12 protein-coding genes are annotated in these 12,418 nt (G+C 76.8%); 4 read left to right on the top strand and 8 right to left on the bottom strand.

The window, feature by feature from the left end; translation table 11 throughout:
• Positions 1–213: 213 nt before the first annotated feature.
• Positions 214–747, top strand: coding sequence for a hypothetical protein (locus WA616_RS18870; protein ID WP_336032288.1), 534 nt, complete (start codon positions 214–216; stop codon positions 745–747).
• Positions 748–783: 36 nt separating this feature from the next.
• Positions 784–1,242 carry a ferritin-like domain-containing protein gene (locus WA616_RS18865; RefSeq protein ID WP_336032287.1) on the top strand — a complete coding sequence of 153 codons (459 nt, stop codon included), beginning with the start codon at positions 784–786 and terminating at the stop codon, positions 1,240–1,242.
• Between the two features lie 21 nt (positions 1,243–1,263).
• Here the strand turns inward: WA616_RS18865 and WA616_RS18860 are convergent, their stop codons facing one another.
• Genes WA616_RS18860 through dxr form a run of 5 tightly spaced genes read right to left on the bottom strand, consistent with a single transcriptional unit; the run spans position 1,264 to position 7,899 of the window.
• Positions 1,264–3,174: a penicillin-binding transpeptidase domain-containing protein gene (locus tag WA616_RS18860; RefSeq protein WP_336032285.1), complete on the bottom strand. Its 1,911-nt coding sequence runs from the start codon at positions 3,172–3,174 to the stop codon at positions 1,264–1,266.
• A gap of 46 nt (positions 3,175–3,220) precedes the next feature.
• Positions 3,221–4,072, bottom strand: a complete 852-nt coding sequence (locus WA616_RS18855; protein ID WP_073421839.1) for a GNAT family N-acetyltransferase — start codon at positions 4,070–4,072, stop codon at positions 3,221–3,223.
• A gap of 34 nt (positions 4,073–4,106) precedes the next feature.
• Positions 4,107–5,270: a flavodoxin-dependent (E)-4-hydroxy-3-methylbut-2-enyl-diphosphate synthase gene (gene ispG / locus WA616_RS18850; protein ID WP_336032281.1), complete on the bottom strand. Its 1,164-nt coding sequence runs from the start codon at positions 5,268–5,270 to the stop codon at positions 4,107–4,109.
• Positions 5,271–5,311: 41 nt separating this feature from the next.
• Positions 5,312–6,673, bottom strand: a complete 1,362-nt coding sequence (locus tag WA616_RS18845; protein ID WP_336032330.1) for a M50 family metallopeptidase — start codon at positions 6,671–6,673, stop codon at positions 5,312–5,314.
• Positions 6,674–6,696: 23 nt separating this feature from the next.
• On the bottom strand, positions 6,697–7,899 hold the full coding sequence (dxr, locus tag WA616_RS18840) for a 1-deoxy-D-xylulose-5-phosphate reductoisomerase (RefSeq protein ID WP_336032279.1): 1,203 nt from the start codon (positions 7,897–7,899) through the stop codon (positions 6,697–6,699).
• Between the two features lie 73 nt (positions 7,900–7,972).
• Here dxr and WA616_RS18835 point away from each other — a divergent pair, with 73 nt between their 5' ends.
• Positions 7,973–8,293, top strand: a complete 321-nt coding sequence (locus WA616_RS18835) for a DUF2631 domain-containing protein (RefSeq protein WP_336032277.1) — start codon at positions 7,973–7,975, stop codon at positions 8,291–8,293.
• Between the two features lie 112 nt (positions 8,294–8,405).
• Here WA616_RS18835 and WA616_RS18830 read toward each other — a convergent pair whose 3' ends face one another.
• The 3 genes from WA616_RS18830 to WA616_RS18820 all read right to left on the bottom strand — a co-directional run bounded on the left by WA616_RS18830 (position 8,406) and on the right by WA616_RS18820 (position 11,645).
• On the bottom strand, positions 8,406–9,143 hold the full coding sequence (locus WA616_RS18830) for a VIT1/CCC1 transporter family protein (protein WP_336032275.1): 738 nt from the start codon (positions 9,141–9,143) through the stop codon (positions 8,406–8,408).
• A 24-nt stretch (positions 9,144–9,167) separates the two neighbouring features.
• Entirely contained in the window at positions 9,168–10,349 is a 1,182-nt protein-coding gene (gene rlmN, locus WA616_RS18825; protein WP_336032274.1) for a 23S rRNA (adenine(2503)-C(2))-methyltransferase RlmN, read from the bottom strand.
• Positions 10,350–10,412: 63 nt separating this feature from the next.
• Positions 10,413–11,645, bottom strand: a complete 1,233-nt coding sequence (locus WA616_RS18820; RefSeq protein WP_336032272.1) for a hypothetical protein — start codon at positions 11,643–11,645, stop codon at positions 10,413–10,415.
• A 106-nt stretch (positions 11,646–11,751) separates the two neighbouring features.
• On the opposite strand from WA616_RS18820, the gene WA616_RS18815 reads away from it, so the two are divergent.
• Positions 11,752–12,399, top strand: coding sequence for a TrmH family RNA methyltransferase (locus WA616_RS18815; protein ID WP_336032270.1), 648 nt, complete (start codon positions 11,752–11,754; stop codon positions 12,397–12,399).
• The last annotated feature ends 19 nt before the right edge of the window (positions 12,400–12,418 follow it).

The following is a 12,418-nucleotide window of genomic DNA, read 5'->3' as shown; positions in this document are numbered from 1 at the left end:
CCTCCCTCCTGACCGGTCGGAGCTCGTGCTCGGCGGACCGCACCCGGGCCGGCCGGCGGCGCGCACGGCACCGCCCGGCGGCGTACCCGGGAAGTGGTCAGGCTACCGCTCCGCCGCGGGCCCGGCCCCGGCCGCTCGGCGGGGACGGACCGACCGGGCCGACCCGCCCGTCGCTGCCCGCGGCGCGCGGGGGCGCCTGGGAGGATGGCGGTGATGTCCACCTCCCTCCCCGACGGCTCCCCCGCCGGCTTCTCGCGGCGCCGGCTGCTCGCCGGCGCGGCCGGGCTGGCCGTGCTGGCGGCGGCCGGGTGCACCGCGGGCGACGGCGGCGGAGCGGCCGCGCAGACGTCGGCGCAGGACGACCGGCTGGCCGCGCAGCTGCCGGTGCAGGAGGCGGTCGTGGCCGCCTACGACGCCGCGGTGGCCGCCGACCCGGCCCTCGGCGGCGAGGTGGCCCCGCTGGCCGAGCAGGCGCGCACCCAGCTCGAGCGGCTGCGTGCCGCCGCGCCCGGGGCGGCCGCGTCGTCGTCCGAGTCGTCCTCCGAGTCGTCGTCGTCCGGGTCGTCGTCCGGGGCGTCGGCTCCCGCCCCGCCGGCGGGCGGGGACGTGCGCGGCTGGCTGCGCGAGCAGGTGGCCGCCGCCGCGGCGGGGCACACCGCCGCGTGCGTGGAGGCCTCCGGCGCCCGAGCGGCCCTCCTCGGCGCGGTGGCGGCCGGGCTGCGCGGCCACGAGGCGGCGCTCGCATGAGGGCTCGCACGGGGACTCGCGGGAGGAGTGGCCGACGTGGCCGATGACGGGACCGCCGCCGGCGGCGAGGACGCCACGCTGCGCGAGGCGCTGGCCGCCGAGCACGCGGCGGTGTGGGGGTACGGCGTCGTCGGGGCGGCGCTGCCGCCGGACGCGCGCGGGCCGGCCGTCGACGGCGAGCTCGCCCACCGCGACCTGCGCGACGGCCTGGCGGCGCTGCTCGAGGAGCGCGACGCCGACCCGGTGCCCGCGGAGGCCGGCTACGAGCTGCCCTTCCCGGTGCTGTCCGACGTCGACGCCGCGGCCCTCGGCGCCGTGCTCGAGGAGGGCGTGAGCGCGTCCTGGGTGGCGCTGCTGGGCGCCGCGGAGCAGCCGGCGGTCCGCCAGCTGGCCGTGGACGCGCTCGGCGCCGCGGAGGCGCGCGCCGTGGGCTGGCGCCGGGCGGCCGGGCGCACGCCGGTCACCGCGGCGCTGCCCGGCCTGCCCGACTCCTGACGGGCCCGCCCCGGCGGGGCGTCAGCCGACGGCGCCCAGGAAGGCGTCGGTGACCGCGACGGCGGCGCTGCTGGACTGCCCGCCCTCGACGAGCACCGCGAAGGCGATGTCGCCCTGCGCCCCGCCGAGCCGGTAGCCGACGAACCAGCCGTGCGAGTCCGGCGGGGTGTTGGTGCCGTACTCGGCGGTGCCGGTCTTGCCGTACACCTCCCCGCGGTCGGCCAGGGCCGTCGCGGTCCCGCCCAGCACCACCTGGCGCATCATCGGCCGCAGCTGGTCGAGCACGGCCTGCCCCGGTCCCGCGGGCGCGGGACCGGCGGGCTCCGCGCCGACGACCTCGACCGGCGCCGCCGGGGTGCCGCTGGCGATGCCGGCGGCGACGAGCGCCATCTGCGCGGGGCTCATCAGCACCTGGCCCTGGCCGATGGCGTTGGCAGCCTTGGTGGTGCCGGTGGAGTCCGACGGCACGCTGCCGGAGAAGACGCCGACCGGCAGCTGCCACTCGGTGCCCACGCCGTAGGAGGCGGCCGCGGCGGCCAGGGCGTCGTCGGGCAGCTCCAGGCCCTCCTGGATGAAGGTGGTGTTGCAGGACTGCGCGAACGCCTCGGTGAAGGGCACGGTGCCGAGGTCGAACTGGTCCTGGTTCTCGAACTCGCGGCCCTCGACGACCGTCGTCCCCGGGCAGGCGACCGGGGTGTCGGGTGCCACCGTCCCGGTGGACAGCAGCGCGGTGGCCGAGATCGTCTTCATGCTCGAGCCGGGCGGGTACTGGCCGGACAGCGCGTTGGCCGGCACGGCCGCCTCGTTCGACGCGACGGCCAGGACCTCCCCGGTGCCGGGCCGGACGACGACGAGGTGGGTGGCCCGCGCCTCGGTGGCGACGGCGGCGTCGGCGGCGTCCTGCAGGGGGCGGACCAGCGGCGTCTGCAGCGGCTGCCCGGCGACCGGCGCGACGGCGGCCACCTCGCGGCCGGGATCGCCGGTGGCCTCGTCGGTGCTGACGACGGAGACGGTGAACCCGGGCGTACCGGTGAGCTGCTCCTGGAACGCCCGCTGCAGGCCGGACAGGCCCACCTGGTCGCCGGCGGCGTAGGCAGGGCCGGCCTCCTCGGTGGTGGTCTCCTCGATCACCTCGGCGGTCGCCGCGCCGACCCGGCCGAGCAGCGCGGAGGCGAACCGGGGCGAGGGGGCGAGCAGCCGGGTGTCGGTCGGGAAGACCGCGCCGGGCAGGTCGAACACCTGGGCGCGGATGGCCTCGAAGTCGGGGCGCCGCAGGGTGATGACCGGCACGAACTGTCCGGGCGGCGCGGCCTGGACGTCGGCGGTGATGTCCTCCGCCGGGATGCCGGTGGCCGCCGAGAGGCCCGCGACCAGCGCCGGCAGGTCGGTGACCTGGCCGGGATCGACGCCGACGTTGACGACCTCGGTGGGGGCGAACAGCGGCTGCCCCGCGGCGTCGGTGACCGCGGCGCGCTCGGGCAGCGCGCGGGTGAGCTGCAGGCGCTGCCCCTCCCCCAGCTCGGGGTGCACGAGCGCGGGCTCCGCGACGACCTGCCAGGCCTCCGCGCCGTCGCCCTCGCCCTCCCGCAGCTCGAGGGTGCCGTCGTAGGTCCAGTCGGGGGCGGCCTGCAGGTCCCAGGTGGCGGTCCACGCGGCGGTGGCGGTGCCGTCCTCGACGGTGACCGCGCCGAGCTCGGCGGACAGCGCCGCGCCGGGCAGGTCGGCGGCGGTCTGCTCGAGCAGCGCGGTGGCGGCGGCGGGGTCGGTGGTGGCGTCCGCGGCGGCCGCGGCGTCGCCGCCGGCCCAGTCGTCGAGGAAGGCCTGCGCGGCGGCGCGGACGTCGTCCTCGGAGCTGCCGGAGCAGGCCGCGAGGACCGGTGCGGACAGGAGGGTGAGGACCGAGCCGAGGACCGCCGTGCGTCGTGCTGCCACGTCCGGAGAGCCTGTCAGACGGCGGCGGCAGTTCCCGGGAGGCGCCTCAGAACAGGACGCTGGCGTAGCGGCCGACCTCGCGGAACCCGACCCGGCGGTACACGGCGCGGGCGGGGGCGTTGAAGTCGTTGACGTAGAGGCTGACCACCGGCGCGATGACCGTGCGGGCGTAGTCGACGACGGCGGCCATCCCGGCGGCACCGATCCCGCGGCCGCGGGCCTCCGGGGCGGTCCACACGCCCTGCACCTGGCAGGCCGCGCGCGACACCGCGCCGATCTCGGCCTTGAACAGCACCCGCCCGTCCTCGATCCACGCCAGCGACTGCCCGGCGCGGACCAGGTCCTCGACGCGCATGCGGTAGCCGATCCCGCCGTCGGCGCGCAGCGGGCTGACGCCGACCTCCTCGGTGAACATGGCCACCGCGGCCGGGAGCAGGACGTCGATCTCGGCCGGCCGCACCGGGCGCACCCGCGGCTCCGGCGCCACCGCGGGCGGGCCCTCGATCGCCAGCAGGGGCTGCCGCGGCCGGTGGTCGCGCGCCGGGCCCCAGGAGGGCTCGAGCAGCTCCCACAGCGGGTCGACGGCGGCGGCCGGGCCGACGATCGTCGAGCAGCGGCGCCCGGCCCGGCGGGCGCGCTCGGCGAACGCGGCCGCGGCCGCCCGCTCGGCGCCCGGGACGCTGAACGGGATCAGGTTCGCGCCGGCCAGGCAGACGGCGTCGAGGCTGCGGCCGCTGCCGATGCCCCACAGCGGCGCCCCGAGCGAGGCGGGGGCGGTGCCGGCCGCCTCCACCCGCCCGGCGAGCACGCACGCGGCGACCGGGTCGGCGGACAGCAGGCGGCGGACGGCCGGTTCGTCGCTCTCGTCGAGGACGCGGGCGGCCGGCGAGCGCAGCACGGAGGGGACCGGGGAGGGCGGACGGGGCGGCGCGTCAGCCGACGGTGACGACGGGCGGGCCGGAGGGGACGCCGTCGTCGTCGAGCTGCTCCCCGGCCAGGCGCATGGCCTCCTCGATGAGGGTCTCGACGATCTGCGACTCCGGCACGGTCTTGATGACCTCGCCCTTGACGAAGATCTGGCCCTTGCCGTTGCCGGAGGCGACGCCGAGGTCGGCCTCGCGGGCCTCGCCCGGGCCGTTGACGACGCAGCCCATGACGGCGACCCGCAGCGGGACCTCCATGCCCTCGAGCCCGGCCGTGACCTCGTCGGCCAGCTTGTAGACGTCGACCTGCGCGCGGCCGCACGACGGGCAGCTGACGATCTCCAGGCCGCGCTGGCGCAGGTTCAGCGACTCGAGGATCTGGGTGCCGACCTTGACCTCCTCCGCGGGCGGCGCGGAGAGGGAGACGCGGATGGTGTCGCCGATGCCCTGGGACAGCAGCGCGCCGAAGGCGACGGCGGACTTGATGGTGCCCTGGAACGCGGGGCCGGCCTCGGTGACGCCGAGGTGCAGCGGGTAGTCGCACTGGGCGGCGAGCAGCTCGTAGGCGCGGACCATGACCACCGGGTCGTTGTGCTTGACCGAGATCTTGATGTCGCGGAAGTCGTGCTCCTCGAACAGCGAGCACTCCCACAGCGCCGACTCGACCAGCGCCTCGGGCGTCGCCTTGCCGTACTTGGCCAGCAGGCGCTTGTCCAGCGAGCCGGCGTTGACGCCGATGCGGATGGGGATGCCGGCGCCCTTGGCCGCGCGGGCGATCTCGCCGACCTTGTCGTCGAACTTCTTGATGTTGCCGGGGTTCACCCGCACCGCGGCGCAGCCGGCGTCGATCGCGGCGAAGACGTAGCGCGGCTGGAAGTGGATGTCGGCGATGACCGGGATCTGCGACTTCCGCGCGATGATCGGCAGCGCCTCGGCGTCGTCGGTGTCCGGGACGGCCACGCGCACGATCTGGCAGCCCGAGGCGGTCAGCTCGGCGATCTGCTGCAGCGTCGCGTTGACGTCGGCGGTCTTGGTCGTGGTCATCGACTGGACGCTGACCGGGTGGTCGCTGCCGACCCCCACGTTCCCGACCATCAGCTGGCGGGTCTTGCGCCGGGGCGCGAGGACGGGCGGGGGTGCGGCGGGCATGCCGAGGCCGACGACGGTGGACATGCCCCCGAGTATCCCCGTTCTCCGCAGGTCGGCGCCGCGCGCTACTGGAGTGTGATCGGGTTGACGACGTCGGCGATGAGCAGCAGGCCCGACAGCGCGATGAACAACCCGGCGACGACGTAGGCCACGGGCATCAGCCGGGCGATGTCGAAGGGGCCGGGATCCGGCCGCCCGCGCCACCGGGCGACCACCGAGCGTGCCTTCTCGTACAGCGCTCCGGCGACGTGCCCGCCGTCGAGCGGGTAGATCGGCAGCAGGTTGAACAGGAACAGCACCAGGTTGACGCTGGCCAGCAGGCCGAGGAAGAAGCTCAGCTTCTGCGCGCCGCTGAACTCCTCGATGGCGAACACCTCGCCGGAGATCCGCCCGACGCCGACGACGCCGATCGGGCCGTCGACGTCGCGCTCCTCGCCGAGGAAGGCGGCGCGGAAGAGCTGCGGCACGCGCTGGGGGATCTCGACGAGCCGCTGCACCGACTGCGACACGACCATGCCGAAGTAGCCGGGCAGGTCGGAGAACGACTGGCGGGCGAAGCCGAACACCGGGCTGACGCCGAGGTAGCCGGCCGTCATGGTGCCCTCGCCGTCGTCGGTGGCGACGACGTTCTCGATCGGGGTGACGGTGAGCTCGCGGGTCGCACCGTCGCGCTCCACGGTCAGCGCCAGCGGCTCGTCCGCGGAGCCGCGGATCGCCTGCTGCACCGCCGTCCAGCTGTCGTAGGCGGTGGGGTCCAGCGTCCGCCCGTCGATGGCGACGATCGTGTCGCCGGGCTGCAGGCCCGCCTCGGCGGCGGGGCTGGCGACCGGCTCCGCGCAGCCGGGGGTGCCCTCCTCGCACAGCTGCCCGGCGTCGGCGCCGCTGGTGACGATCGGGATGCCGCAGACGTCGGTGTCCTGCTCGGCGGCGACGTCGATGCTCTCCGCCCCGGCCGGCACCACGCACGCGGGCACGCTGGCCAGCTGGGTGGTGATGACGTTGGTGCCGATGGCGGTGAGCAGCACCGCGAAGAACACGACGGCCAGCACCAGGTTGTGGAACGGCCCGGCGAACATCACGATGACGCGCTGCCACCAGGGCTTGGCGTAGAAGACCCGGCCGGCGTCGCTGGGCAGGACGTCGTCGAGGGCCTGGCCGCGGACCTCGGCGATGAAGGTCCGCATGCGGGTGGCCCGCGTGCTCTCGTTCTCCTCGGCGGGCGGGATCATGCCGACGATGCGGATGTAGCCGCCGAGCGGGATGGCCTTGACGCCGTACTCGGTCTCGCCGCGCCGGCGGGAGAACACGGTCGGGCCGAAGCCGACCATGAACTGCGGCACGCGCATGCCGAACTTCCGCGCCCAGAAGAAGTGCCCGTACTCGTGGAAGGCGATCGAGGCGAGCAGGCCGACGAAGAACGCGACGATCCCGAGGACCGTCAGGACGATGCTCAGCTCGGGCCTCCGGCGAGAGCGGCGCGGGCGTGCTGCCGGGCCCAGCGCTCAGCGGCCAGCACGTCGTCCACGCAGGTGGGGGCGCCGAGGTCCGGCGCGTCGTCGAGGGTACGCGCGACGAGGCCCACGACGTCCGGGAAACGCAGCCGTCCCCCCAGGAAGGCGGAGACCGCCTCCTCGTTGGCCGCGTTGTAGACCGCGGGGACGACGCCGCCGGCCTCCCCCGCCGCCCGCGCGAGGCGCACCGCCGGGAACGCGTCGTCGTCCAGCGGCGCGAACTCCCAGGTGCTCGCGGCCGACCAGTCCAGCGCCGGCTGCACGTGCGGCAGCCGGTCGGGCCAGGCCAGCGCGAGCGCGATGGGCAGCCGCATGTCCGGCGGGCTGGCCTGCGCGATGGTCGCGCCGTCGGCGAAGGTCACCATCGAGTGCACGATCGACTGCGGGTGCACGACGACGTCGATGTCGGCGTAGGGGACGCCGAAGAGCAGGTGCGCCTCGATGAGCTCCAGGCCCTTGTTGACCAGGGTGGCGGAGTTGATCGTCACCACCGGGCCCATGTCCCAGGTGGGGTGCGCCAGCGCCTGCTCGGGGGTGACGTCGGCGAGGTCCGCGGCCCGGCGCCCGCGGAAGGGCCCGCCGCTGGCGGTGAGCACCAGCCGGGCGACCTCTCCCCGGTCCCCGCCGCGCAGGCACTGCGCCAGCGCCGAGTGCTCGGAGTCGACCGGCACGAGCTGGCCGGGCGCGGCGGCCGCGGTGACCAGGTCGCCGCCGGCGACCAGCGACTCCTTGTTGGCCAGGGCGACGGTGTTGCCGGACCGGAGCGCGGAGAGCGTCGGCCCCAGGCCGATCGAGCCGGTGATGCCGTTGAGGACGACGTCGGCCGGGCGGGCGGCCAGCTCCTCGGCGGCGCGCGGCCCGGCGAGGATCTCCGGCAGCGCGTACTCCCCGCGCGCCCAGCCCCGCTGCGACGCCGCCGCGTAGAAGGCGAGCTGCAGGTCCTGGGCCGCCGTCGCCCGGGCCACCGCCACCGTGCGCACGCCGAGCGCGAGGGCCTGCTCGGCCAGCCGGGCGACGTCGCCCCCGCCGGCCGCCAGGGCCGTGATCCGCAGCCGGTCGGGGTTCTGCTCGGCGACCGCGATCGCCTGCCGGCCGATCGACCCGGTCGAGCCCAGCACGGTCACCTCGCGCGGCTCGCTCATGCGGCGCATCCTCCCCGACGCGCCGCACCACCTCGAACGGTGGCCTCCGGGCGGGGCTGGCAGGATGGGGACCGTGAGCGAGCACCACGGCCCGGGGGTCCGTCAGGACAACGCGCTGACCACGCGCGTCAACCAGCCCAACCGCGAGGAGGGCGTCGTCCGCGCCGGGGGGCACCCGGTCGAGGAGGAGCGCCCCGAGGACTGGGGGTGGCACGGCCGCTCCGGCAAGTGGGCGCAGATCGCCGGCTGGCTCACCGTGCTCTCGATGCTCGCCTACACGTGGGGCAACCACGAGGGCCGCATGGAGGACCTGTGGCTGTTCGGCATCGCCGCGGGCCTCGTCGTGATGCTGCTGTGGGACCTCCGCCGCAAGCGCACCGCCTGGCGCCCGTAGCGCCCGGCAGTCCCCGGGACGTCCCGCGACGACCCGGTCCGGCACCCGCCGGGCCGGGTCGTCGCGTGTCGGGGGCCGTCGCGGGTCAGGGCCGCCGTGTGTCGGGGCCGCCTCAGGCGGCGGTGACCCCGATCGCGGCGCCGATCAGGTAGGTGGCCCCGGCGGCCAGCGCGCCGAACAGCAGCTGGCGCAGCCCGGCGTACCACCACGGCCGCGGGGTGAAGCGGGAGGACAGCGCACCGGCGGCCACCAGGCCGACCGCGCCGCACAGCAGCGCCACCCACAGCAGCGAGAGCCCGAACAGGTAGGGCAGCAGCGGCAGCACCGCGCCCAGGGAGAACGTCAGGAACGACGAGACGGCCGCCGTCCGGGGTGAGGGGCGGTCCTCGGGGCTGACGCCGAGCTCGGCGACGACGTGCAGCCGCAGCGCCACCTCGGGGTCCCGGGACAGCTGGACGGCGACCTCGTGGGCGAGGTCCGGGTCGACGCCACGGTCGCGCAGCATCCCGACCAGCTCGCGCAGCTCCTCCTGCGGGTGCCGCTCGAGCTCGCGCCGTTCCTTGGCCACCTCGAGGTCGAGCTGCTCGTTCTGCGTCTTCACCGACGTGTACTCGCCGAGCGCCATGGAGATCGCGCCGGCGACCAGCCCGGCGACGCCGGTGAGCACGATCGTGCGCGGCGCCGCTCCTCCGCCGCCGACGCCGGCGACCAGCGCGGTGTTGGTGACCAGGCCGTCCATGGCGCCGAAGACCGCGGCGCGCAGCCAGCCGCCGGAGACGTCGCCGTGGTGGTGCTCGTGCAGCGCGGCGGGCTCCCCCGCCGCGGACTCCTCGGCGGTCCCGGCGCTCACGCGGCGCCGCTCACGCGTCGGCGCTCACGCGTCGGCCTCGGCGCCGAGCGGCACCGGTGCCTCCAGCACGGGCGCGGGGGTGGCGACCGCCGGCACGCCGGCGTCGTCCCCGAGGTCGGCGGCGGCGAGCTGGCCGCAGGCGCCGTCGATGTCCTGGCCGCGGGTGTCGCGGACCGTCGTCGGCACGCCCGCCGCCCGCAGCCGCGCGACGAACTCCCGCTGCGCCGGCAGCGGGCTCGCGTCCCACGGGCTGCCCGGCGTCGGGTTGAGCGGGATGAGGTTGACGTGCGCGAGCTTGCCGGCGAGCAGCCGACCGAGCAGGTCGGCCCGCTCGGGCTGGTCGTTGACGTCGCGGATGAGCGCGTACTCCACCGAGTAGCGGCGGCCGGTGCGCGCGGCGTAGTCGTCGGCGGCCTCCACCACCTCGGCGACCTTCCACCGGGTGTTGATCGGCACGAGGGTGTCGCGCAGCTCGTCGTCGGGGGCGTGCAGGCTGACCGCGAGGGTCACCGCCATGCCCTCCTCGGTGAGCTTTCGGATGCCGGGCACCAGGCCCACCGTGGAGACGGTGACCGACCGCTGCGACAGGCCGAGGCCGTAGGGCGCCTGGCCGAGCAGCGCGCGCAGCGTGGCGCGCACCCGCGGGTAGTTGGCCAGGGGCTCGCCCATGCCCATGAAGACGACGTTGGACAGCCGGCCGGGCCCGCCGGGGACCTCGCCGTTCGCCATCGCCGCCGAGGCCGCGACCGCCTGGCCGATGATCTCGGCGGCCGACAGGTTGCGGGTCAGGCCGTTCTGCCCGGTGGCGCAGAAGGGACAGGCCATGCCGCAGCCGGCCTGGCTGGAGATGCAGACGGTGGCGCGGTCGGGGTAGCGCATGAGCACGCTCTCGACCAGGGCGCCGTCGTGCAGCCGCCACAGCGTCTTGCGCGTGCGGCCGCCGTCGGCGCTGAGCGTGCGCACCGGGGTCAGCAGGCCGGGCAGCAGCGCCTCGCTGAGCGTCTCGCGGACCGCCGCGGGGACGTCGGTCATCTGCGCGGGGTCGGTGACGCCGCGGAAGAAGTGCCGGGCCAGCTGGTCGGCGCGGAACGCCGGCTGCCCGAGGTCGGCAACGACGGCGCGCGCCTCCTCCCGGGTCAGGTCGGCGAGGTGGCGCGGCGGCTTGCCCCGGCGCGGGGCGTCGAAGACGAGGGGCAGGGCAGTCATGGCGCCCTCCATCGTCCCACCCCGCCCGGCGCCGTGGGACGCGCCGCGGGTGAGGTCGCTCGCTCAGGAGGGCGGTGCGGCCGGGTCCCCGCTCGGCTCCGGGGTCGCCGACGGCTCCGGCGTCCCCGTCGGGGTCGGCTCGGGCGTCTCCGTCGGCGTCGGCTCGGGCGTCTCCGTCGGGGTCGGCTCCGGGGTTGCGGTGGGGGTCGGCGTCGCGGTCGGCGTCGGCTCCGGGGTCGCCGTCGGCGTGGGCGTGGGGACCGGGGCCGACGTCGGGAGGGCCACCGGGACCGGCGCCGGCTCCGGCGCGGGCGCCGGGACCACCACCGGCGGCGGGACGGGCACCACCTGCGGGACGACGGCCGGCGGGACGGCGGGCGGCGCCACCGCGGCCGGGGCCCTCGTCGCCGCGGCGGCGAGCACGGGCGCCGGCGCGGGGACGGCCTCCGGCTGCGGGGCCGGGGTCTCGACGGCGGTCGTCGGGACGGCGGGGACCGGCGGTGGGAGGACGGGGCGCACGGGCCGCGGCGCGCGCGTCGCCGTGGCGGTGGCGGTCGCGGTGGCCGTCGGCGAGGCCTGGACGGCGGAGGTCGGCACCGGGCCGGACGCCGAGCCCGCCAGCAGCACCGCGCCGGTGATCCCGCCGGCGGCGAGCAGGCCCAGGGCCACCGCCGTTCCGGTGCGGCGGCGCGGCCGCACCCGCGGGGCGACGACGACCCGGGGCGCCACCACCGGCACCGCGGCCGTCCAGGCGGGGTCGTCGGGCTCGTCCACGTCGGCGTCGAGGTCGGCGCCGAGGTCGGCGGCGTACGCGAAGCCGTCGGCGACGTCGAGGACCACCGCCTCCTCGGCCACCGCCTCCTCGGTCGCCGGCTCCTCGTCGGCGGGCTCGTCGGCGGGCTCGTCGGCGGCAGGCTCCTCTGCTGCGGCCGCCGCGACGGCAGGCTCCTCGACGCCGGGCACCTCGTCGACGGCCACCGTGGCCTCGACCGGGACCACCTCCACCGGGACCACGTCGTCCGCCGGCTCCCCCGCCGCGGCCGGCTCGACCGCGACCTCCTCGACCGCGACCTCCTCGACCGCGACCTCCTCGACCGCGATGGCGACCTCGTCCTCGGCGGGCTCGTCCTCGGCGGGGTCGTCCTCCGCGTCGTCCTCCGCGTCGTCCTCCGCGGCCAGCCAGAGGGGCAGCAGGTCCCGCAGGTCCGGCGTGGGCATCAGGCCGTCGTCGTCCACGAACGGGGTCGCGGCCGCGTCGGCGGCGCCCGGCGCCTCGTCGTCCTGCTGTGCCGTCATCCCACCTCGCAGTCACTCATGGTCATCTCCCGCTCACAGGTCGGAGTGATGGTGCCGGACGAGGGCGCCCGGGAGGCGGAGGCGCGGCCGGGCTAGCGTCCCCCGGGTGCCCGAGGCCACGGATGGGGAGACGGCGGCGCCGGGTCCGCTCGACGGCGTCGGCGTGGGGCCGTGGCAGGGCCCGTGGCCCGAGGACCCGCGCTACGACCCCGAGCTGCTCGCGCACGGCGACCGGCGCAACGTCGTCGACCGGTACCGCTACTGGACGGTCGAGGCGATCGTCGCCGACCTCGACCCGCGCCGGCACGCCTTCCACGTCGCCATCGAGAACTGGCGGCACGACCTGAACATCGGCACGGTCGTGCGCACGGCGAACGCCTTCCTCGCCGCCGAGGTGCACGTGGTCGGCCGCAGACGCTGGAACCGCCGCGGGGCGATGGTCACCGACCGCTACCTGCACGTGCGCCACCACCCCGACGCCGCCGCCCTCGGCGCGTGGGCGCGCGAGGCCGGCCTGCCGGTGCTCGCCGTCGACAACCTGCCCGGCGCCGTGCCGCTGGAGACCGCCGAGCTGCCGCGCGCGTGCGTGCTGCTGTTCGGCCAGGAGGGCACCGGGCTCTCGCCGGAGGCGCGCGGACTGGCCGACGCCGTCCTGTCCATCGCGCAGTTCGGCTCCACCCGCTCGATCAACGCCGGCGTGGCCGCCGGGATCGCCATGCACGCCTGGGTCCGCCGGCACGCGCGGCTGCCCTGACGCGCGCGTCCGGGCCGGG

The sequence above is a fragment of the Geodermatophilus sp. FMUSA9-8 genome (genome assembly GCF_037034165.1).
Taxonomy (GTDB): domain Bacteria; phylum Actinomycetota; class Actinomycetes; order Mycobacteriales; family Geodermatophilaceae; genus Geodermatophilus; species Geodermatophilus nigrescens.
Note: the sequence above shows the minus strand (reverse complement) of the source record. Positions and strands in the feature narration are given on the sequence as shown.

Coding starts and splice junctions, on each gene's coding strand:
- WA616_RS18870 (WP_336032288.1), top strand. CDS start 214: ATGTCCACCTCCCTCCCCGACGGCTCCCCCGCCGGCTTCTCGCGGCGC.
- ispG (WP_336032281.1), bottom strand. CDS start 5,270: ATGTCCACCGTCGTCGGCCTCGGCATGCCCGCCGCACCCCCGCCCGTC.
- dxr (WP_336032279.1), bottom strand. CDS start 7,899: ATGAGCGAGCCGCGCGAGGTGACCGTGCTGGGCTCGACCGGGTCGATC.
- rlmN (WP_336032274.1), bottom strand. CDS start 10,349: ATGACTGCCCTGCCCCTCGTCTTCGACGCCCCGCGCCGGGGCAAGCCG.
- WA616_RS18820 (WP_336032272.1), bottom strand. CDS start 11,645: ATGACGGCACAGCAGGACGACGAGGCGCCGGGCGCCGCCGACGCGGCC.